We start from the raw sequence: 19,547 nt of genomic DNA, 5'->3' as shown, positions 1-19,547 counted from the left end.
CTGAATAGGTTATCGACTGTTTCAGGGTTGCCACTCCAGAGAAAAACCAAAGTTTATCAACGATCTTTCCCGGTCGTTGATAAACTTTGGTTTTATAATTTATAGCCTTTAATTCGTTAAGTTGTTTGTATACAAGAATAGTATCGCTGCTATCATTGTTGCATACGACGTTACTTTAAGTGCTTAGGGATAAAATATCCTTTCTATTTATTCAATTTCTCTCCTTCTTTAATCACCGCCTGGTTTACTTCCCTCACCCTTTCTATTTCCATTTTTTCAATGGCCCTGTCATAGGTTAAAACACCGTTTACCTCATGTTCAACGTCGGTGGTTTGGGTGTATATGGCTACGCTTAATCCTTTATATTTCATAAGTTGCTCTACTTCATCCAGCAAAAACACGTACCGGTCAGTAAGTCGGGCTTTGGTTGGTTCATAATCATAGGCATTGTTGTGTACCGGCCACATGTGCCCACGTACAAACAAACCAACACCTCCAAATTCGCCCAGCGAGGCAGCCCTGTGATCATCAGGGACAGACGCGCCATACGGCCCGACGTAAATGTGTGTATCTACATAATCGCCGTTGCCAGGGTCGCCATAAGGCTTTTGATAATCGGGATTATTATTAAAGCCAGAGTTTCCATTAACCAGGCGTGACGGATCGTACTGCTTAACCCAATTGGTGATATTCTTTACATCAAACGCGCCCCAGTTTTCGTTAAAAGGTATCCAGGTAATAATAGATGGCGAGTTATAATGATCGTCGATAATAGCTTTTAACTCTTTACGATAAACTTTTCTGTTTTGCGTGGTATCTTCATTTTGGTACCATATGGCAGGCATATCCTGCCAAACCAGCAAGCCCATTTTATCGGCCCAATAGTAAAAACGCTGCGGCTCGGTTTTCATGTGTTTGCGGATCAGGTTGTAGCCAGCCTTTTTAGTATACTCCATGTCAAACTTCAGCGCCTCTTCCGTTGGCGCGGTTAAAACACCATCGGGCCAGTAACCCTGATCCAGCAGGCCAAGCTGCATAATGAATTTGCCATTAATTAGCGGACGGATCACACCGTCGAGCTTGCCCAATTTAATATCGCGCATACCGAAATAGCTTTTGACCTCATCGGCCTCGCTGCCATCGGCATTGTAAAGCGTAAGCTTCAGATCATATAAAAAAGGAGAATCAGGCGACCATAAAACAGGGTTTTCGATGGGAAGATAAAAATAGGTTCCCCCGGTCGCGCTAACCTGCGAAACCTCTTTGCCGTTGTTAAAGGCAACGGCCTTGAGTTTACCTGTGCCAACAGTATTAACATACACCTTTAGGCGTTTGCCCTCCAAATCGGGCAAAAGGCGGATGTTTTTTATGTACGATTTGCTCACCGGCTCAAGCCAAACGGTTTGCCATATGCCAGATGAAAAAGTATAGTCGCCACGCGGTCCGTTTTTACCTGAGGGCGTTTTGCCGTCGTTAGGGTCATTAGCAGCAACAATAAGGGTATTACTGCCTTTCTTCAAATATGGGGTGATATCAAAGCTGAATGAATCATAACCGCCCGAGTGTGAGCCAGCCTTTTTACCGTTCACAAAAACGGTAGCATCGTGATCAACCGCGCCAAAATGGACAATAACCTGCTTGTTTTGCCATTTTGAAGGGATTTCAAAGCTGCGGCGGTACCACATGTTGATCTCTTGTTTGCGCTGAACACCAGATAGCACTGATTCTGGGCAATAGGGTACCAATATTTTATCCGCTTTACCCTCAAATGATGCCGGCGTTTCGGGATTTAAAGCATTGGGAGCGTCTTGGCCACCACGATAGTCCCATTTGCCATTGAGACAAAGCCAATCGGTACGTTGCAGCTGAGGCCTTGGATATTCTGCTAAAGGGATCTCGGCCTGCATGGCGGCGTTTGTCCACTGGGTAGGCAGTTTTGCTTCCTGGGCAGATGTGATGCAGCTGCCTGCTATCAGCATGGAAACCAGCATAATTGCTTTGCTGTAAATTTTCATGAGTAAAATGTTATAATTGATGAGGTTATGCCGCCCAAAATAGGGAATAAATAACTGTTATCATAACATTAAAAAACGTTTGTCATGCTGAGGAACGAAGCATCTTCTTCGCTCTGAGTAGCGGCGCTGTATATAGCAAAGAATCCTTCGCTGCCATAACCTGTGATATAATTAAAAACGGGTGTCATGCTGAGCCAGTCGAAGCATGGTGGGTAGGGCCTCTGCGCGCGTGCTTCGACTGGCTCAGCATGACAGCCCCTCCATACCTAATGTTGTTTCAGCTTCGCAAAGATCGTCAAGATGACGATCTTATTTATCTACCCCTTAACATACACCGGCAACTCTTCAATAAACTGATAGGTGCAGTTTTCATGGTCGATGGTGCAGTAATAATGCTGCAGGCCGTTGCTTACTGCCAGCAGGGATACCTTATGCACCATATTATACCGGGCTATCTGGTCGAAGGTTTTTTGATCGATAGTTACTGAAGGTGCTTTACATTCCACCATTAAGATGCGTTGCCCATCGGGATTGAATACTACAATATCAGTGCGCTTTTGCAGGGTATTAAGCTTAAGGCCGCCTTCCAGTTTGATGAGTGAGCGGGGGTAGTTTTTTTGTTTAATGAGATATTGTACAAAATGCTGGCGTACCCATTCTTCGGGTGTAATGATGATGGTTTTCTTACGGATCTCGTCAAAAAGGGTTAATGTGCCGTTATCGTCGCTTATTTTGAAAGGGTGAGGGGGCAGATTAAGCGGTTGGAGCATTTTGAAAAGTCTGAAGTATTAAGTTATTAGTCTTAAGCTGGGGTTCAAAATTAACAAATATATCGTTGGGCATTCTTCTAAATAAAAATACATTCCACTTTTGGCTCGGTACTTAGTACTTTTGAAGTTCAAAATATGACTGCTGCCGAGATATTAAAGGACCTTAAGAACCGTAAGTTTAAACCGCTGTACCTGTTGCATGGTGAGGAGCCTTATTTTATCGACCTGGTAAGCAATTATGTTGAACATCATCTGCTTCCGGAGCACGAGCGTGGTTTTAACCAAACCGTGGTTTATGGCAAGGATACCGATATCATGACCGTACTTAACGCCGCCAAGCGTTACCCCATGATGGCCGATTACCAGGTTGTGCTGGTAAAGGAAGCCCAGGATATGAAATGGGGCAAGGAAGATGATAACAAAAAAAGTATCGACCCGGTATTAAGTTATCTCGAAAATCCGCTGCCGAGTACCATACTTGTTTTCTGCTACAAATACGGCAAGTTTGACAAGCGTAAGAAAACCTACAAAGCCATCGAAAAAAAGGGGCTCATCTTTGAATCGGCCACTTTGTATGATAATAAAGTACCGGCCTGGGTTGAAGGTTATGTAAGCGAAAAAGGCTATAAAATGAACCAGCAGGGATCGGCCATGATTGCCGAGTACCTGGGAAACGACCTCGCCAAAATTGCCAATGAACTTGAAAAGCTGATGCTAAACGTTAGTGCCGGACAGGAAATCACACTGAAGCATATTCAGGATAACATTGGCATCAGCAAGGAGTATAATGTGTTTGAGCTGCAAACCGCGCTTACCAAAAAGGATGCCTACAAGGTAAACCAGATCATCAACTATTTTGAAGCCAATCCCAAATCAAACCCCATTGTGCTGGTATTAGGTAACCTGAACAACTTTTTCAGTAAAGTACTGGTTTATCATTATGTAAAAGATAAAACCCCGCAAAACCTTGCTAAAGAGATGGGGGTGAATCCATATTTCATAAAAGATTATGAACAGGCTGCCCGCAACTATCCGCTTGGTAAAGTTTTCCAGGTGATCAGTTACCTGCGCGAATATGATCTGAAAAGCAAAGGTGTTGAATCAAACGCCCCGCATGGCGAGTTGATGAAGGAACTGATGTTTAAGATTTTGCATTAACACCTACTCATTTAACCGTTATGACCCTATCTTCACTATCAAGAGCCAATACAGCATCCACCCTTATTCGTATTTCAGCGGCTTTATATTTGGTTTATTACTATTTAAGCGGTAGCAGATCGGCTTCTTTTAATCTTGCCTTAGCTACCTGTATTGCACTGGGGATATTACTGCTGCTTGCGCTTTTTATCAGGCAGGGACACAAATGGGCTAAATGGGTATTACTGGGTTTATTGCTTTTAACCATAACGCCCGATGTTATCAATCTTCCCGCTACGTTTAAGACAAACATTATTGCAGGTTGCATAGCTATCATTATTGATGTGTTGCAAATAAGCGCGCTTGTTTTGCTTTTTAAAAAGGATAAAGAGAGGCCGGCGGCCGAAGATACCGGGGCGTTATAAAAAGTTCTCCAAAATCATTTCTAATTAATTAAATCCCGTAACATTTTTGTTAAGTGTAGCGCTACTTAGTGTTTGACCGTATACACGTATTTATTCATGAAAACTTCATTTTGGGCCGGTACACACCGTTTTTTGGCCTGACTTTCTATTATCCTGACTTTCATGTAATTGATTATTTACAATGTAACAAAAATATTCAGCCTATTAATCTCTAAGTTCACTTGTCCTAAGCGCTTTTTGGGGCTAATTAACAAGCTTAACTAACTTAGAAATTACGGTCATGATACTTTTATTTTGCGGATTATCGGGTGCGGGCAAAACAACTTTAGCAAAAAGTGTAGCCGCCGAATTAAAGAGTCTGAATATTAAAATTGAGATCATTGACGGTGATGAATACCGGGCGGCGCTTTGCCGCGATCTGGGCTTTAGCAAAGAAGACCGTAATGAAAACATTCGCCGCCTGGGGTTTGTTGCCAGCCGCTTTAGCGCGCAGGGCATAGTTACTATTGTTAGCGCCATAAACCCTTATGATGAGATCAGGCAGGAACTTGGCGAAAAATATGATCATGTAAACATTGTTCATGTAGACTGCCCGGTTAATAAGCTTATAGACCGCGATACCAAAGGCTTGTATAAACGAGCGCTCCTTCCCGATGGGCACCCCGATAAATTGAATAACCTGACAGGGATTAATGATACGTTTGAAATACCTGTTAACCCCGACCTGTATATTGATACCTGCAATTATACCATACAACAAAGTACCTCTTCACTGCTATATTATATTATAAACAATCTGCATCCTGTTAAAAAGCAGACCAACAAGATACCGAGCTATACCTCATAAAAAAGGACGCTTATAACTGATTTATGCAAAAAAGAGTACTGATCATTACCGGAATGCACCGTTCCGGTACCTCGCTTATTACCCAGTGGTTAAGTAAATGCGGCCTGCAAACCGGCGAAAAACTTGTGCCCGGCAGTTACGGCAATGTAGAAGGGCATTTTGAAGATATCGAGTTTTTGAAAATGCACGAAGAGATCCTGGCCGATCATAACCTGCCATCATCGGGGCTTACGGTAGAGCATGTGGCCGAGTTTACCATTTACGAAAAAGAAAAGCTTAAAAGCATTATTAAGGTAAAACAGCAGCTGTATGATCAGTGGGGATGGAAAGATCCGCGTACTTGTTTGTTTTTGGATGTATACAAAGAGTTACTGCCGGATGCCTGTTACCTGGTGATCCTGCGCGATTATCAATCGGTAGTAAGTTCGCTTTTAAGACGCGAATTTAAATGGGTAGATAACAAATACATGGCGCGCAAATATTTTTCAAGATTGGTGTGGACGAAGTTCAGGCGGGCCCGCCGCATGGTTCAGTTTTGCAATGATCATGCTACCGAATATCTAAAAGTCTGGATAGCCTACAACCAGGATATCCTGAAATGTATTGAGACTTTACCTCGCGATGCTTTTGTTGTGGTTAACTACTCCATGCTGAAAGATGAGGACGAGCAGGTTTTTGAATACCTGAAAAACAAGTGGAACCTGGCTTTAAAATACTCCAGGTTCAGGGATATTTTTAAAGAAAACCTTATTGGTCCGGATATCGATTTAAATCAATTTATTACCGATAAGGCCCTCGTATCCCAGGCCATAGCATTACAGGGTAAACTTAAAGGATATATGCTTGCCGATTGACAGGTAAAAATCCTTTGCATTTAATTATACACATTGGTGAAAAATTGAAATGATACCTGTGTAATAAATTGTGAAAGCAATCCAATTTCTTGTACAATCGTTCTTGTGATTTGATAATCAGCTGATTATTTCTTCAAATTCGTTTTACGCAACATTTTTAAGCGCTGGTTGCGGCGCTTAGTTTAACCAACGTAAAACTGGGAGGGGGATATGAAAGCTAAGTTTCTTTGCTACTTGCCCTACAGGGTAGTCACAGGGCTTTTGATCATCATGTGTTTACACTCGCCGGGCTTTTCTCAGGCCGGAAAGGCTGGGTCGTTGACTTATTTGAAGGCCCGCAACGGTATTGGCGGCTTTACTTTGGGCGGGGTATTAACCGGCGAGCAGGAGCAGAGCCTGGCCTATCTTGACGGAGAGGGCAGTAAGCCGGATGCGGATAGCTGTATCACCTATGAATATCATTCCGAAAAACCAATAGAGTTGGAAGGTGGCTTAACTGCAAGCCATATTTGCGTACGCACCTATGACCACAAAGTGGTGAATATTTATGTTTTTTTTAACCGCGACCAGGGATACAAAATGCTCAGCAAGTTTTTGCACTGGTATGGTACCTTCACGGCAAAGCCCAATGATTACCAGGACGTTTATATGTGGGAGTCGCGCACGGTAAAACTACTGCTAAGCTTTCATCCCGATGATGAACAGGGGATAGCGGTTTATACCTCGGTTCCGCTAACCAATACTTTAAATGCCAGGAATGCCAAAAGGTTATCCCAGTTGTTGACGAGTAATCAGTAAATACTCCCCCCTACATCACCACTCCAACCCGTAATATAATTGTAACAATGCCCTGATCACTTGCCGGGCATTTTAGTTTCTGCCTCCTTTTTTACATTTTTACGTAACAATAAATTTATACCGTACAAATGCAACATTGGTTAGTTAAGAGTGAGCCCTTTAAATACAGCTGGGAGAAATTTAATAAGGATGGTCGTACTTTTTGGGATGGTGTGCGCAATTACCAGGCACGCAACAATCTCAGGGAAATGAAAGAGGGCGACCTTGTTTTATTTTATCACAGTAACGAAGGAAAAGAGATAGTAGGCATAGCCAAAGTAGTAAAAGAAGCTTACCAGGACCCTACAACCGATGATACCAATTGGGTGGTTGTTGACCTGTCGCCGGTTGAGGCCCTGAAAACCCCGGTAACCCTCGAGCAGATCAAAGCCGATCCTCAATTGCAGGATATTGGTTTGGTTAGGCAGGGACGCCTGTCGGTAATGGGCGTTAAGCGCGAAGAGTTTGATCATATCTTAGCGCTGGGCAGTAAATGAAATCACCAGGCAATTGTCTTAATCGTTTTGTTAAACCTGGCCTAACCGCCGCATTATTGATATTACCCGGACTTGTAAGCGCACAGGAGGCTTTTAAGGAGTTTCCGGATTTATTTACTGTTCCGTACAGTTATGTTGCAAAGCATGTAAAACAGCCGCCGGTAATTGATGGCGATGTGGAAGACGCGGTATGGCAGCAAGCTCAATGGACGCAGGATTTTCAGGATATTGAAGGCAGGCTTAAACCGGCACCGCCATTGCAAACCAATGTTAAAATGCTTTGGGATGATAGTTACCTGTACGTTGCCGCGCGAATTAAAGATCCGCATGTGTGGGCTACGCTTACCCATCATGATGATATTATTTACCTGGATAACGATTTTGAACTGTTTATTGATCCCAATAACAGCACACATAAATACTTTGAAATTGAGGTAAATGCCCTCAATACCATATTCGATCTGTTTTTGACCAAGCCTTACCGTAATGGAGGCGCTGCTGTAACCGGATGGGATACACACGGCCTGCGTTCGGCAGTAAAAGTTCAGGGCACATTGAATAGCCCTTCGGATACTGACAAGGGCTGGACGGTTGAAATGGCTATCCCTTTTAAGGCTATAGCCGGTGGGTTTAACAGGGCGAAAATAAAGGACGGTACCATGTGGCGGATCAATTTTTCGCGGGTGGAGTATGATACCAAGGTGCAGAACGGTAAATATGTAAAGCTGCAGGATAACAATGGCAAGGATTTACCCGAGCATAATTGGGTGTGGAGCAACCAGGGGCTGATTAACATGCATTACCCCGAGCGTTGGGGCTACCTGCTGTTTACCGAGCGTGATGATGCGAAGTTTGAGATGCCTTATAGTGAAGAGCAAAAGAAGCACCTCTGGCTGGTTTACTACAAACAGAAACAGTGGTTTAAAGATCATCACGAATACCTTTCTTCATTAAAAGATTTGGGCATCGAAAATAAAGTAACGGTAACGGGCAATGCCAACGAGCTTAAACTGGAAGCTACCCCTCACCAGTTTATAGCTTATATTACCGATACTAAAACCAATGCTACCTATTCAATTGACCAGGATGGCCTGGTACAGCAGCTGATAAATCCCTAAACTCCATGAATAAGCGCGAATTTTTAAAAGCCGGTTTACTGGCGGGTGTGGCCGCCCAGTTACCTTTAGTAAGCAATGCCGCTGTTGAAGCCGCCAAAAGCAGCAAGAAAAAGGCTATGAAAAACTGGGTATGGATCAATCCAAACCCAAAAGATACCGATGATGAACTGGCTACCCGCTATGCATCATACAAGGCATCGGGCATAACAGGCATATTTTTTGAAAACGACAGCGAGCGTCATTTTCGCGCTGCCAAAGCTAAGGGATTAGAAGCCCACCGTTGGATGTGGACCTTTAACCGTGCCGAACTGGTTAACGAGAAACCAGAATGGTACAGTAAAAACCGCAAAGGCGAATCATGTGCCGATCATCCGCCTTATGTACAGTATTACCGCTGGCTTTGCCCGTCGCGCCCAGAAGTGCAGGAGTATTTAACCAAAACCGTTGATGATATTTTGGCTAAAGATTATATCGATGGTATCCACCTGGATTATGTGCGTTATTGCGATGTAATACTGCCGGTAAACCTTTGGGATCATTACAAAATTGACCAAACCAAAGAGCTGCCCGAATATGATTTTTGCTACTGCGACGTCTGCAAAGCCAAATTCAAAGAAGAGTATAACCAGGACCTTGATCAGATTCAATATCCTGAGGCCAGCCTTTCATGGCGATTGTTCAGGTATAACAATATTACCCGCGTAGTTAACGGCATCTCGACTGTTGCGCATCAGCATAAAAAACAAATAACCGCGGCTGTATTCCCAACACCTGAAGTGGCCCGCCGTAACGTAAGGCAGGACTGGACAAATTGGAACATGGATGGTATTTGCCCTATGATATATCATGGCTTTTATAAAGAAGGTGTTAGCTGGATAGGCAACGCCGTAGCCGAGGGCGTTCATTTCCTTGCCGGCAGGTTCCCGCTGTATGCAGGTTTATATTTATCCGATTTTAAGAGTGATGACGAGATCCGCACCGGTATCCAGGTGGCATTGAAGAATGGTGCTATGGGGGTGTCTTTCTTCGGTAATGTAAGGCCTGAGGTACTGGCGATACTGAAGGATGAAGTAGCGGCGTTTAAGGCATCGTAAAATCAAAGTATAAACGAAAGAAAAAGATATGTCATTGCGAGCGAAGCGTGGCAATCTCGTAGCCAATGTATGGCCTATTTGCATAGCTACGAGATTGCTTCGTCGTTCCTCCTCGCAATGACATTTTTTGTTCTTTTTAGCTTGGGCAGTAAATCTTTCACCCTTAACCTTTTCCCGTTCGCCTTGAAAGCTTATCCCCGCATTTTGTCCAATAGGTCACTTAACGTAGTCGCTTCGGCTTCGGTAAGATTATTACTCAGGATTTCTTTTGTTTTAAACTCAGCATCCATTTTTGAGAGCGTTGCGAGGCCTTCGTCGCTGATACGGATATCAACGGCACGCCTGTCTTTATTGTTGGTGCAGCGCGAAACCAGGCCTTTTTGAACAAGGCGGTCAACAATGCGCGACGCGTCCGACATCTTATCAATCATCCGCTCCTTTAGCAAATTGATCGTAGCAGGCTTGGGGTACTGGCCGCGTAATATCCTCAGTATATTAAACTGTTGTTGGGTAATATTATGTTTCTCAAAGTGACAACGGAAGTAATTAGCCAACCAACCCTGCGTATATGCCACGTTAATAGCTACTTTATGGTAAGCATCTTCAAAATTTGTACTTTGTATTTCGTCTTCTATCCGCATAGTAGTAGTAATGAATGGGATACAAATATGTTTAAATATTTTTAATTTAACATCGATTTATTTATCGTTGTCGCCTGATTCTGTGTTGTTTCCGGCTAATTTGACCTTGCCGTAACCCCAGGGACAATGCTTGCATTTGTTTTTACAGCAGTAACCACGTTTTAAATGATAGGCTTCGGTAAAAACAAAATTGCCATCTTCGTTAATATAGTAATCAACACCCTCCTGCAACATCAGTTCAGAATTTTTACAAAGATATCATCTTTAAAATAAGCTTTCAGATGATCGCCTTTACCGTGAAGTGTCCAAACCTGTTTAGGCTTGGTATTGGCGATGGTCTGCAGAATATCATTCCAATCCACATGGTCGGATATAAAGAGGGTATCCTGATTATTCACCTGCAGATTTTTCCAGCCTGAGGCAAAAAGACGTTTAACACCTGTCGCCCGGATATAGCTATCAAAGGTAAAAGGAGGGACTATGTATACGAACTCGTCCTGTACTTTCATCAATTTACGCCCGTAGATCTGGTACTTGCCGGGCGCGAACCCCATTTTTTCATAAATGGCATTAATGGGCATTATTTTATGGTGTACCAGGATCTTTTTTTGCGGCGCATGTTCGGTGATCAAATTGATGAGCCGCTGACTTTTACCGAGCGCGTAAGCCCCCAGTAAGATATTGCTTTTGATATCATTGATCTTGCGGATCTCGGCAACAGGATCGGGGTGGATAATTTCCGGATTAGCAAAGGTACTTTCGGTGATCAGCACATCAGTTGTAACCCATTCAATAGGCTCGCAGGTGGCGTCAGGTTGTAGTTTGTAATCGCCGGTGTATAAATAGTTAGCGCCGTCGTATTCCATCAGTATCTGCGCCGAGCCAAGCATGTGCCCGGCGGGGATCAACGTTACAGTAACCTTGCCTATTTTAAAAGGCTCGTTAAAAGCCGCGATATTAAAAACTTTGGCTGCCGTGCGGTCATACCTCAGCTGCATGATGCTTGCTGTGGCACGGGTGCAGTAAACATTGCTGTTGCCGCTTATGGCATGATCTGCATGGGCATGGGATATTACGGCCGTTGTTGCAGGCAACTGCGGGTCGATGTAAAAGTCGCCGTATTTGCAGTACAGCCCTTTTTCGTCAAAAGAAACAAAATCGTCGAGTATCATTGTTGCTGAGCGAGCGATAAATACAGTTCATGCAGGGCTATTACCTGGGGTATAACCAGCTGTTTACCGTCGTTAATAATTATATCATTGGCCAGCTTAATTTTTTCATCCTGCGATAGCTGGCGGGCTTCCCGGCTTTCAACATCGGTACGACTGATGCCATCGCGCTCTATAACACGGTTAATGCGGGTTTCAAGGGGCGCGGTGATCATGATGGCCCTGTCGCACATTTTATAGGAGCCGCTTTCAAATAAGATAGCCGCCTCGCGGATCACGTAAGGTGCGTCTTTATACTTGTTATCAAAGCTGTCAAATGCCCTGAATACAGCAGGATGTACCAGCGCGTTTAGTTTTTCCAGTTCGGTTTTGTTATTAAAAACAATGGCTGATATGTACTTGCGGTTAAGGCTGCCATCTTCAAAATAGGCTTCGGCTCCAAAAGTTTGTTTGATGCCTTCAATAAGTACCTGATCGGTAACCATTACTTTTTTGGCTTCGTCATCGGCATAAAAAACAGGGATGCCAAGTAATTCAAATACTTTGGCTACGGTTGTTTTACCGCTGCCTATGTTACCCGTTAAACCTATTTTGAGCATTATTTTTTTATGTAGAAATCAATGTTTGATGGGAAGATCTTCACCACCCGGCAAAATGGGGGAGTATGAATGAGTTTTACTGGCAGGTTGCTGTAGCCTTTATCGCGCCACAAATCAAGATCAGCAACTGCCTCAAACAAATCCTCATCCATATCGGCGTAGCGGCTCAATGAGGTGGTGAAAGTCACCTTTATCTTCTGCGGAAATACCTTTACGTTATAATAGCTATTGTTATTGATGAGCTTTACCGGGATCTCAAGCGTTTTCTCGGTGAACTCATCAACAGGGATAATAGCCTGTACCGACCGTGGATAAACATTCAGGTTACCTTCGTTACTGGGTTTTAAATTAACCCGGGTATTGATGGTTTCGTTAACGTTATTGAATTTAAGCGAGTCGGTTTTCCACGAGGTTATGTCCTTTAAGCGTTCGATAGGGCCGCTTACCGTTACATAAGCCGGTCGCACGGTAATATTCCCCGACACCGCAAATTGCTTTTGATAACTGATACCCATAGTAAGCTGAACAGGCACCTTTTTTACCAGGCGGTTGCTGAAATCAAAGTAGAGGGTATCCGGATCAATGGATGAAACACGGTTGGCAGGGTCTTTTCCTTTGTTAATCTGCTTAAGCTGCATGCTGTCGATAACCACGTAGTTACGGGTTTCGAGCGAGCGGAGATCGACAACTAATGGTTTATTATCGCTGTTGATTTTTGAAAACAGCATTTGCCATCCATTACCTTGTATGGTAGCATCAACCGTATCAGGCTGCAGCGAGTGAAAGGCGCGTTTCTGCGGGGCGTTTTTAAAGGTTAAAACCTTTTTTACCTTGTAAGGAAGAGGGTCGGATAGCGTAGTAAAAATCCAGGCAACAATAGCCAGCGACAAACAGGTAAAAAATACCGAGAGCCGTCTGCGTTCTGTTGCCGATAATTTTACTATTGCCATGTTTTTAGGTTAAAGGCGAAAGGTTAAAGGTGAAAGGTCATGCACTTTCGTGTATTCCTTTTCCTTTAACCTTTCATCCTGTTTATTCATTTGAGTGAAGTTTAGGGTATCAGAACGAGCGGCTTCTGCCTTTCGCCTTTAACCTTTTTCCTTTCACCTCAACTATGCTTTCTTTTCAACCGCTGGTGTATTCAAAGCTTTTGAAGCTTCGAGTGATATAGCCGATTTGTCAAAACGGATTTTACCGTTTTCAACCTCAACTAAAAAAGTGGTATCGTTTAAGTCGACGATGCGGCCGTGAATACCGGCTGTGGTTATAACCCTGTCGCCTTTTTTCAACTCTTCAACGTATTTCTTCTGATCTTTTTGCTTTTTAACCTGCGGGCGGATCATGAAAAAATAAAACACTACAATGATCAGTACCATTGGTACCAATTGCGTGTAGCTGCCCAAACCGCCTGAGGCTTGTAATAAAATAGTAGCTATCATTTGTTTAAATTAATTGTTATTTTTTTAAAACCTCGCCAATTAAATGTACCATAGTTTCGGCAGGCTGAGTGTTGGCTGTAATGGTTATTTGTTTATCCTGTAAGCCACTTTTGCCGGCACTGTTAAAGGTAACCCCAATAACGGCGCTTTCGCCGGGTTTAACGGGGGCTTTTGGCCAGGTAGGAGTAGTGCAACCGCAAGTAGCACGGGCGTTGGTAATAATCAATGGCGATTTACCGGTGTTGGTAAACTTAAAATCATATGATACCTTATCGCCCTCTTTGATCTTGCCAAAATCATGGCTTTCTTTTTCAAATTTAGCTACGGGCGCGTTGGCTGCTGTTGCAGCGCTATCCGCATTAGTTGCCGACGCGTTATCAGCTGTGCTGCCATTGCTGCTGTTGCAGGCTGATAATAACATGCCTGCTGCTACTAAGCTTAAAAATAGTTTTTTCATTTTTTAATATTATTCTATTAAGCCGCGGCCTATCTTTTTGATCTTGTTTTCGGCTTTAAGCTCTATTAAAATCTTGTCCAAGATACCGTTTATAAATGAATTACTCTTAGGCGTACTAAACTCTTTTGATATTTCAAGATACTCGTTTATGGTAACCTTAACCGGGATCGAGTTAAAATTAATAAACTCGGTAATAGCCATTTTCATCAGCAAGGTATCCATCATGGCAATACGCTCCGGCTCCCAGTTTTGGGTTTTGGCGGCTATAAGCTCATGGTAAGCGGCATCGTACCTGATGCTTTGCTGAAACAGGTTTACAACAAACTCACGGTCTTCAACCCAGTTGCCGGTAATTTCGGCAAGCTGGTTAAGCTTGTAATCATCGTGCGAAAAGTTTTTGAACGTTTTTGCAATAAGCGCCTGAAGCACATCTTTATCAACAGGCCAAAAAATAAACCTGTCTTCAAAAACCTGCTCGGCCAGTGATGATTTAAGAATAACTTTTTTGAAAATGAATTTGATGATATCCTTGTCTGTTTGCAGGGTATCGCCTGTTTTGGCAAGATACTCGGCATACTCAGGCGAGTTTTTAAGGATAATAAAAAGTGATTTAGCAAGTTCTGGCTCAAAGGTCCAGTCAACTTTGTACTTTTTCCAGGCTGTAATGTATTCCTTATTGTCATTCAGGCTCAGGATGAACCTGTTGGTGAGGATTTTAAGGTTTGCATTTAAGTCTTCGGCGGTTGGGAGGTGTTTGTTGGCGCGTTCTTCTGCGTCATTAGCGGCAAAACTTACCACTTCATTAATTAATGATAGCATCCAGATATACATTTCGTAAACCTGGTCTATGCTGCTCAGCATATTTTTTTCAAATAGCTTAACGTCTTTGGTATCTGACTGATGATACGCGTACAGTGCCTGTAATACCTTTACCCGGAGGTGCCTTCTGTTTAACATTTTTGTAAGAACGATTTGGTTTGCTTAGTGCAAACGGTTTATATAAAATTTAATTGTTTTAATAGGATGATTTTACTTTCCTGATATCCTCAATGCGTTTTTCGGCTATTTTATTAGCCGCGTTAATGGTTGGAATATTTTCGGCCTTTGAAAGTTTTAGCACATTACGCGTGGCCTCGTAAATGTTTTCGGTAAGCTGTAATGTGCGCTTTTTATTAAAATTCATCAACTCCGAATACCCGGTGATGATACCACCCGCATTGATCACGTAATCGGGTGCAAAAAGTACACCTTTATCAAGCAACATTTTACCGTGAACAGCTTCATCAAGTAACTGGTTATTTGCCGATCCTGCTATAATGCCACACTTTAATTTAGCAATGGTTTGCGTATTTACGGTACCACCCATAGCACACGGAGCGTAAATATCGGCATCAATATCAAAAATGTTATTATTTGATACCGCCTGCGCGCCATATTTCTTGGAGATCTGGATAACCCGCTCCTCGTTGATATCGCTGGCATAAACCTTTACGTTTTCGTCCCTTAACAAGCGTACCAGGTTTTCGCCCACATGGCCAATACCCTGAACTATTACCGATTTACCAGTTAAGCTATCGCTGCCATACATTTCACGCACGCAAGCTTTGATACCCATCAGCACGCCCAAAGCAGTAATAGGAGATGGATCGCCGCTGCCACCAATGTTTTCCGGCGCGCCGGTAACATGGCTGGTTTCCATTTTAATGTACTCCATGTCGCGCGGGTTGGTACCCATATCTTCAGCAGCAATAAATTCGCCATTAAGGTTTTTTATAAACCTGCCGAATTTGCGCAATAAAGCTTCGGTTTTATCCTGACGAGAGTCGCCGATGATAACCGAATAGCCGCCACCGAGATTAAGCCCCGCGATAGATGCTTTATAGGTCATGCTTTTGGCTAAACGCAATACATCATTAAGTGCGTCGCCTTCGGTTTTGTAAGCCCACATGCGCACGCCACCAAAAGCCGGGCCCAACGTTGTGTTGTGGATAGCGATAATAGCTTTCAGATTGGTGTCAGGATCGGTACAAAAAACAACTTTTTTATGCCCAAAAGCGTCAAGCTGGCTAAATATGGATTCCGTTGGATGTTGTTCAGGCATTAGTACGCAAAGTAAATGTCTATAAGCGCACAAAAGTAGAGGTTTTTTTTAATACTGGCAAAGATATTAAGTTACAGTATGTATGAAAACGCTATTAAATACAAAATATGGGCCTTTTATGGGATATTAAAATTTATGATTTCAAGTGGGTTATAAAATAAATTTTGAAAACAGGACATTTGTCTGTATATTGGTGGTCATTATGGCAGAAGTGGCTAATCGTTCCAAAAAATTAAGTATAGCGGATCTTAAAATAGCATCGCCTGATGAAGGGTATGTTTTTTCTTTTCTTTTTCCTGAGGATTATGTTAAAAATAAGCTGAATTGTGATGGGGATAGCAATATAATTGATTGTATCAGAGGCGGTATACCAAGACTGGCAATTGATAATATTTTGGAAAAAACCAATGTTTCAAAAACTCAACTTTCTAACATACTCCATATTAGCGCCAGGCAGCTTAACCGTTATGGGAAAGATGATCTTTTATCGCCCGAACAATCAAACTTTCTGTATGAGTTTACGCGTATTTATGTTCGGGGAATCGATATTTTAGGAGATACCGCAACTGTTGATAAATGGCTTGTGCGTCCAAATATGGCATTGGGAGATAAACAACCGTTAGAGTTGCTTGATACGAGTGAGGGTTTAAGGATGGTTAACGACGTGCTTTCGCAAATAGAATATGGTTTTTATTCATGATCCTTTACCGTATTACAAGAGAAAAGTATGCTCATGACCTTTCGGGCAGGGGAGGAGTATTATCGTCCGCTCGCTGGCACGACCATATCCCGGTTGTATATTCGTCAGTTAATTCATCAACAGCTATACTGGAGGTATTGGTACATTTGCAGCCCGAGGAAATTCACAATGATCTTGTGATCATGAGCATTTCTGTACCGGATACAGTCAGTAGTGAAGAATTAGACCCAACCGAATTACCCGTTGGCTGGAACAGCTATCCGGCACCTGTAATCCTAAAAAGGATAGGGAATGCCTGGCTTACATCAAAAAGCGCGCTGTTGCTTTATATTCCAAGTGTGATAGACCCTTTGGCTAAGAATGTATTGATAAACCCCATGCACCCCGACGCTTCTATGTTGAAAATTGAGGAAGTGCAGCCTTTTACCTTCGACAAGCGATTGGTCAAAAAGGGATGATCGTACTGACAGTGTTATGTCAGTGTTCAACTTTGTAAAAAACGGGTGTTCAACTTTTTGTTTTGTAATTTTATAAGTGTTTGATTATTAGAGCGTGCGTGTTTGATTAGGGTTTTAAGGCGCTTTGCTGTATTTGTAATTTGTTGATTATCAAAAGTGTCTGTTTTTGAAAAATCTGCAAGCGTTCATACTTTTAAAATTGAACATGGATAAGATTGTAACAGAAACATCAATGTAACATTCTTACATCCTCCCGACTTTTCCATCCAATCACTCTCCTCAAATTTTAATACTTTTGAATTATCGGATTTGCTGAGCGTTTAAAGACTTAAGACTTCCTGCTTCAGACTTTCGACTTACAATAAATGAAAGACCTCGCATACCTTAATAAATTCTTTTACAAATACCGCTGGCGACTCATCCCCGGTGTGATGTTTGTGATTATATCTAATATTTTTGGTGTATTGCCTGCGCAGGTTGTTCGAGTGGCCTTTGATCTGGTTACCGAAAATATCGGAGCTTATCAGCTTTTTTCGGGCTTCGACAGGCAAAGTTTTATCTATGATATTTTTGGTACCAGCCTGTTTTTGTTTGGCACGCTGGTATTGGTGCTGGCATTGTTGCGGGGCTTGTTCCTGTTTTTTATGCGGCAAACCATCATCCTGATGTCGCGACATATCGAATATGATTTAAAGAACGAGATCTACAGTCACTACCAGGAATTATCACTTGCCTTTTACCGCCGCCATAACACCGGCGACCTTATGAACCGTGTAACCGAGGATGTGAGCCGGGTGCGCATGTATCTTGGGCCGGGTATTATGTACACCATCAATACGGTGGTATTATTTGTTATGGTAATATATGCCATGCTTACGGTTAATGTGCAGCTGGCTATTTTTTCGGTATTGCCGCTTCCCATTTTGGCTGGAGTAATATACTACGTAAACAACGTGATCAACCATCGCAGCGAGATGATCCAGGAACGCTTATCGGCCTTGTCCAGTTTTGTACAGGAAAACTTTTCAGGCATCAGGGTAATCAAATCATATGTACGTGAAAGCTTTGTGCGCGAAAGTTTTGCCAAAGAGAGCGAAGACTATAAAGTGCATTCCATGGAGCTTGCTAAAGTGCAGGCCATGTTTTTCCCGATCATGCTGTTATTGGTAGGCCTGGCCAACGTGATAACCATGTATGTTGGCGGTGTAGAAGTCATAAAAGGTAATATCACCTCGGGCAATATCGCCGAGTTTATTGTGTACCTCAACATGCTCTCGTTCCCGGTTATTTCACTGGGCTGGGTAACCTCATTGGTGCAACGCGCCGCGGCGTCACAAAAACGCATCAATGAGTTTTTGCATGAAAAACCGGAGATCATTTCGCCGGTTGCGGACAACCATCATGTAGAGGGATTGATTAAGTTTGATGACGTATCGTTCGTTTATCCTGATACCGGTATTCAGGCCTTAAAAAATGTTTCTTTTACGGTAGAGCCGGGTCATATGCTGGCTATTATAGGTCGTACAGGCTCGGGTAAATCAACTATTGCCAATTTGGTAATGCGTATGTATGATACTACCGGTGGGGAGATCACAGTTGATACTAAGTCGATAAAATCACTTGGCCTCGAAAATTACCGCTCGCAGATCGGCTTTGTACCGCAGGAGGTTTTCCTGTTTTCGGATACCATAGCTAACAATATAGCCTTTAGCGCCGATGTGCTGGATATGCCGGTTGTTGAACAAGCTGCCAGAGATGCCGCGGTATACAATAATATCATTGAACTGGAAGAAGGTTTCACAACCCTGATTGGAGAGCGTGGGGTTACCTTATCAGGCGGACAAAAGCAGCGTGTATCTATTGCCCGGGCTATATTTAAACATCCCCAGATTTTGATTTTTGACGATTGCCTTTCGGCAGTTGATACCCGTACCGAAGAAGAGATCCTAAATAACCTTGGCCGGGTAATGCAGGGTAAAACCAGTATTATTATAGCCCACCGCATTTCAACCATTAAAAATGCCGATAAGATCCTGGTGATGGATAACGGCGAAATAGTTGAACAAGGTAACCACGAATACCTAATGCAGCTTAAAGGTACCTACTTTGAGCTTTACGAAAAGCAACTGCTGGAAGAAGAACAGGATGCGTAATGGCTTACAACAACAGTATTTTTTAAAACATAAAACGCGATGTCATTTGGGGCTGTAGGGGAGGAGTGAGGAGAAATTTTATACGCCCTGCATACTTTGCAGGCATGATGTATAAGATTTCTCTTTCGCCCCAACGCACATTCCTCCAATTGTTCTATCGAAATGACATGGTTTTTTTAAAGTTGTTCTGCGAAATATCCCCCAATAACCTTTCTCTTTTTTCCAACGCTGTCTCT

General features: G+C 42.8%; 22 protein-coding genes. 11 read left to right on the top strand and 11 right to left on the bottom strand.

Features of this window, described 5'->3' with window-relative positions; translation table 11 throughout:
- Nucleotides 1-203: 203 nt before the first annotated feature.
- Together DUL71_RS15810 and DUL71_RS15805 are read right to left on the bottom strand one after the other, a co-directional pair.
- The gene (locus tag DUL71_RS15810) at nucleotides 204-2,015 is read right to left on the bottom strand and encodes a glycoside hydrolase family 2 protein (protein WP_244228771.1); all 1,812 of its coding nucleotides are present in this window, start codon (nucleotides 2,013-2,015) and stop codon (nucleotides 204-206) included.
- A 317-nt stretch (nucleotides 2,016-2,332) separates the two neighbouring features.
- Nucleotides 2,333-2,785 (bottom strand): type I restriction enzyme HsdR N-terminal domain-containing protein, encoded by a 453-nt coding sequence (locus tag DUL71_RS15805; RefSeq protein WP_114939003.1) that lies wholly within the window; start codon nucleotides 2,783-2,785, stop codon nucleotides 2,333-2,335.
- A gap of 135 nt (nucleotides 2,786-2,920) precedes the next feature.
- Here DUL71_RS15805 and holA point away from each other — a divergent pair, with 135 nt between their 5' ends.
- The 8 genes from holA to DUL71_RS15765 all read left to right on the top strand — a co-directional run bounded on the left by holA (nucleotide 2,921) and on the right by DUL71_RS15765 (nucleotide 9,594).
- Nucleotides 2,921-3,943, top strand: a complete 1,023-nt coding sequence (gene holA / locus DUL71_RS15800; protein WP_114939002.1) for a DNA polymerase III subunit delta — start codon at nucleotides 2,921-2,923, stop codon at nucleotides 3,941-3,943.
- A gap of 20 nt (nucleotides 3,944-3,963) precedes the next feature.
- Nucleotides 3,964-4,347, top strand: a complete 384-nt coding sequence (locus DUL71_RS15795) for a hypothetical protein (RefSeq protein ID WP_114939001.1) — start codon at nucleotides 3,964-3,966, stop codon at nucleotides 4,345-4,347.
- A 280-nt stretch (nucleotides 4,348-4,627) separates the two neighbouring features.
- Nucleotides 4,628-5,194, top strand: coding sequence for an adenylyl-sulfate kinase (cysC, locus tag DUL71_RS15790; protein WP_114939000.1), 567 nt, complete (start codon nucleotides 4,628-4,630; stop codon nucleotides 5,192-5,194).
- Nucleotides 5,195-5,217: 23 nt separating this feature from the next.
- Nucleotides 5,218-6,048: a sulfotransferase gene (locus DUL71_RS15785; protein ID WP_114938999.1), complete on the top strand. Its 831-nt coding sequence runs from the start codon at nucleotides 5,218-5,220 to the stop codon at nucleotides 6,046-6,048.
- A gap of 210 nt (nucleotides 6,049-6,258) precedes the next feature.
- Nucleotides 6,259-6,846: a hypothetical protein gene (locus tag DUL71_RS15780; RefSeq protein WP_154402410.1), complete on the top strand. Its 588-nt coding sequence runs from the start codon at nucleotides 6,259-6,261 to the stop codon at nucleotides 6,844-6,846.
- Between the two features lie 128 nt (nucleotides 6,847-6,974).
- The gene (locus DUL71_RS15775) at nucleotides 6,975-7,382 is read left to right on the top strand and encodes an EVE domain-containing protein (RefSeq protein WP_112567325.1); all 408 of its coding nucleotides are present in this window, start codon (nucleotides 6,975-6,977) and stop codon (nucleotides 7,380-7,382) included.
- Nucleotides 7,379-8,500 carry a carbohydrate-binding family 9-like protein gene (locus tag DUL71_RS15770; RefSeq protein ID WP_114938997.1) on the top strand — a complete coding sequence of 374 codons (1,122 nt, stop codon included), beginning with the start codon at nucleotides 7,379-7,381 and terminating at the stop codon, nucleotides 8,498-8,500. Before DUL71_RS15775 ends, DUL71_RS15770 begins: the two co-directional genes overlap by 4 nt.
- Before the next feature lie 5 nt (nucleotides 8,501-8,505).
- Entirely contained in the window at nucleotides 8,506-9,594 is a 1,089-nt protein-coding gene (locus DUL71_RS15765; RefSeq protein WP_114938996.1) for a family 10 glycosylhydrolase, read from the top strand.
- A gap of 191 nt (nucleotides 9,595-9,785) precedes the next feature.
- On the opposite strand, the gene DUL71_RS15760 is transcribed toward DUL71_RS15765, so the two are convergent.
- The 9 genes from DUL71_RS15760 to DUL71_RS15725 all read right to left on the bottom strand — a co-directional run bounded on the left by DUL71_RS15760 (nucleotide 9,786) and on the right by DUL71_RS15725 (nucleotide 16,000).
- Nucleotides 9,786-10,235, bottom strand: a complete 450-nt coding sequence (locus DUL71_RS15760) for a MarR family winged helix-turn-helix transcriptional regulator (protein WP_112567334.1) — start codon at nucleotides 10,233-10,235, stop codon at nucleotides 9,786-9,788.
- A gap of 57 nt (nucleotides 10,236-10,292) precedes the next feature.
- Nucleotides 10,293-10,469 (bottom strand): C1orf53 family protein, encoded by a 177-nt coding sequence (locus DUL71_RS32185; protein WP_161964447.1) that lies wholly within the window; start codon nucleotides 10,467-10,469, stop codon nucleotides 10,293-10,295.
- Nucleotides 10,469-11,407: an MBL fold metallo-hydrolase gene (locus tag DUL71_RS15755; protein ID WP_114938995.1), complete on the bottom strand. Its 939-nt coding sequence runs from the start codon at nucleotides 11,405-11,407 to the stop codon at nucleotides 10,469-10,471. The genes DUL71_RS32185 and DUL71_RS15755 overlap by 1 nt, the downstream gene beginning before the upstream one ends.
- Nucleotides 11,404-12,003, bottom strand: coding sequence for a dephospho-CoA kinase (gene coaE / locus DUL71_RS15750; protein ID WP_114938994.1), 600 nt, complete (start codon nucleotides 12,001-12,003; stop codon nucleotides 11,404-11,406). The genes DUL71_RS15755 and coaE overlap by 4 nt, the downstream gene beginning before the upstream one ends.
- Nucleotides 12,003-12,953: a CdaR family protein gene (locus DUL71_RS15745; RefSeq protein WP_114938993.1), complete on the bottom strand. Its 951-nt coding sequence runs from the start codon at nucleotides 12,951-12,953 to the stop codon at nucleotides 12,003-12,005. The genes coaE and DUL71_RS15745 overlap by 1 nt, the downstream gene beginning before the upstream one ends.
- A 162-nt stretch (nucleotides 12,954-13,115) precedes the next feature.
- The gene (gene yajC, locus DUL71_RS15740; RefSeq protein WP_114938992.1) at nucleotides 13,116-13,442 is read right to left on the bottom strand and encodes a preprotein translocase subunit YajC; all 327 of its coding nucleotides are present in this window, start codon (nucleotides 13,440-13,442) and stop codon (nucleotides 13,116-13,118) included.
- A gap of 16 nt (nucleotides 13,443-13,458) precedes the next feature.
- Nucleotides 13,459-13,899, bottom strand: coding sequence for a DUF1573 domain-containing protein (locus DUL71_RS15735; protein WP_114938991.1), 441 nt, complete (start codon nucleotides 13,897-13,899; stop codon nucleotides 13,459-13,461).
- 9 nt (nucleotides 13,900-13,908) lie between these two features.
- Nucleotides 13,909-14,856 carry a transcription antitermination factor NusB gene (gene nusB, locus DUL71_RS15730; protein WP_112567352.1) on the bottom strand — a complete coding sequence of 316 codons (948 nt, stop codon included), beginning with the start codon at nucleotides 14,854-14,856 and terminating at the stop codon, nucleotides 13,909-13,911.
- Between the two features lie 58 nt (nucleotides 14,857-14,914).
- Complete coding sequence (locus DUL71_RS15725) at nucleotides 14,915-16,000, bottom strand: Glu/Leu/Phe/Val family dehydrogenase (protein ID WP_114938990.1); 1,086 nt, start codon at nucleotides 15,998-16,000, stop codon at nucleotides 14,915-14,917.
- 202 nt (nucleotides 16,001-16,202) lie between these two features.
- Here DUL71_RS15725 and parS point away from each other — a divergent pair, with 202 nt between their 5' ends.
- The 3 genes from parS to DUL71_RS15710 all read left to right on the top strand — a co-directional run bounded on the left by parS (nucleotide 16,203) and on the right by DUL71_RS15710 (nucleotide 19,311).
- Nucleotides 16,203-16,700 (top strand): type II RES/Xre toxin-antitoxin system antitoxin, encoded by a 498-nt coding sequence (gene parS / locus DUL71_RS15720; protein ID WP_114938989.1) that lies wholly within the window; start codon nucleotides 16,203-16,205, stop codon nucleotides 16,698-16,700.
- Nucleotides 16,697-17,158 carry an RES family NAD+ phosphorylase gene (locus tag DUL71_RS15715; RefSeq protein ID WP_114938988.1) on the top strand — a complete coding sequence of 154 codons (462 nt, stop codon included), beginning with the start codon at nucleotides 16,697-16,699 and terminating at the stop codon, nucleotides 17,156-17,158. Before parS ends, DUL71_RS15715 begins: the two co-directional genes overlap by 4 nt.
- A 365-nt stretch (nucleotides 17,159-17,523) precedes the next feature.
- Nucleotides 17,524-19,311 carry an ABC transporter ATP-binding protein gene (locus tag DUL71_RS15710; RefSeq protein WP_114938987.1) on the top strand — a complete coding sequence of 596 codons (1,788 nt, stop codon included), beginning with the start codon at nucleotides 17,524-17,526 and terminating at the stop codon, nucleotides 19,309-19,311.
- Nucleotides 19,312-19,547 lie beyond the last annotated feature (236 nt).

Source organism: Mucilaginibacter endophyticus, assembly GCF_003351025.1.
Taxonomy (GTDB): domain Bacteria; phylum Bacteroidota; class Bacteroidia; order Sphingobacteriales; family Sphingobacteriaceae; genus Mucilaginibacter; species Mucilaginibacter endophyticus.
The sequence above is the reverse complement of the archived record's forward strand: the minus strand, read 5'-3'. Positions and strand labels throughout refer to the sequence as shown.

What these genes read in the sequence shown, in the direction of transcription:
- nusB (WP_112567352.1), bottom strand. Translation starts at nt 14,856, where the DNA reads ATGTTAAACAGAAGGCACCTCCGGGTAAAGGTATTACAGGCACTGTAC.
- DUL71_RS15765 (WP_114938996.1), top strand. Translation starts at nt 8,506, where the DNA reads ATGAATAAGCGCGAATTTTTAAAAGCCGGTTTACTGGCGGGTGTGGCC.
- DUL71_RS15805 (WP_114939003.1), bottom strand. Translation starts at nt 2,785, where the DNA reads ATGCTCCAACCGCTTAATCTGCCCCCTCACCCTTTCAAAATAAGCGAC.
- holA (WP_114939002.1), top strand. Translation starts at nt 2,921, where the DNA reads ATGACTGCTGCCGAGATATTAAAGGACCTTAAGAACCGTAAGTTTAAA.
- yajC (WP_114938992.1), bottom strand. Translation starts at nt 13,442, where the DNA reads ATGATAGCTACTATTTTATTACAAGCCTCAGGCGGTTTGGGCAGCTAC.
- DUL71_RS15735 (WP_114938991.1), bottom strand. Translation starts at nt 13,899, where the DNA reads ATGAAAAAACTATTTTTAAGCTTAGTAGCAGCAGGCATGTTATTATCA.
- parS (WP_114938989.1), top strand. Translation starts at nt 16,203, where the DNA reads ATGGCAGAAGTGGCTAATCGTTCCAAAAAATTAAGTATAGCGGATCTT.
- DUL71_RS15775 (WP_112567325.1), top strand. Translation starts at nt 6,975, where the DNA reads ATGCAACATTGGTTAGTTAAGAGTGAGCCCTTTAAATACAGCTGGGAG.
- DUL71_RS15725 (WP_114938990.1), bottom strand. Translation starts at nt 16,000, where the DNA reads ATGCCTGAACAACATCCAACGGAATCCATATTTAGCCAGCTTGACGCT.
- DUL71_RS15770 (WP_114938997.1), top strand. Translation starts at nt 7,379, where the DNA reads ATGAAATCACCAGGCAATTGTCTTAATCGTTTTGTTAAACCTGGCCTA.
- DUL71_RS15760 (WP_112567334.1), bottom strand. Translation starts at nt 10,235, where the DNA reads ATGCGGATAGAAGACGAAATACAAAGTACAAATTTTGAAGATGCTTAC.
- DUL71_RS15715 (WP_114938988.1), top strand. Translation starts at nt 16,697, where the DNA reads ATGATCCTTTACCGTATTACAAGAGAAAAGTATGCTCATGACCTTTCG.
- DUL71_RS15755 (WP_114938995.1), bottom strand. Translation starts at nt 11,407, where the DNA reads ATGATACTCGACGATTTTGTTTCTTTTGACGAAAAAGGGCTGTACTGC.
- DUL71_RS15810 (WP_244228771.1), bottom strand. Translation starts at nt 2,015, where the DNA reads ATGAAAATTTACAGCAAAGCAATTATGCTGGTTTCCATGCTGATAGCA.
- DUL71_RS15795 (WP_114939001.1), top strand. Translation starts at nt 3,964, where the DNA reads ATGACCCTATCTTCACTATCAAGAGCCAATACAGCATCCACCCTTATT.
- DUL71_RS15710 (WP_114938987.1), top strand. Translation starts at nt 17,524, where the DNA reads ATGAAAGACCTCGCATACCTTAATAAATTCTTTTACAAATACCGCTGG.
- DUL71_RS15745 (WP_114938993.1), bottom strand. Translation starts at nt 12,953, where the DNA reads ATGGCAATAGTAAAATTATCGGCAACAGAACGCAGACGGCTCTCGGTA.
- DUL71_RS32185 (WP_161964447.1), bottom strand. Translation starts at nt 10,469, where the DNA reads ATGTTGCAGGAGGGTGTTGATTACTATATTAACGAAGATGGCAATTTT.
- coaE (WP_114938994.1), bottom strand. Translation starts at nt 12,003, where the DNA reads ATGCTCAAAATAGGTTTAACGGGTAACATAGGCAGCGGTAAAACAACC.
- cysC (WP_114939000.1), top strand. Translation starts at nt 4,628, where the DNA reads ATGATACTTTTATTTTGCGGATTATCGGGTGCGGGCAAAACAACTTTA.
- DUL71_RS15780 (WP_154402410.1), top strand. Translation starts at nt 6,259, where the DNA reads ATGAAAGCTAAGTTTCTTTGCTACTTGCCCTACAGGGTAGTCACAGGG.
- DUL71_RS15785 (WP_114938999.1), top strand. Translation starts at nt 5,218, where the DNA reads ATGCAAAAAAGAGTACTGATCATTACCGGAATGCACCGTTCCGGTACC.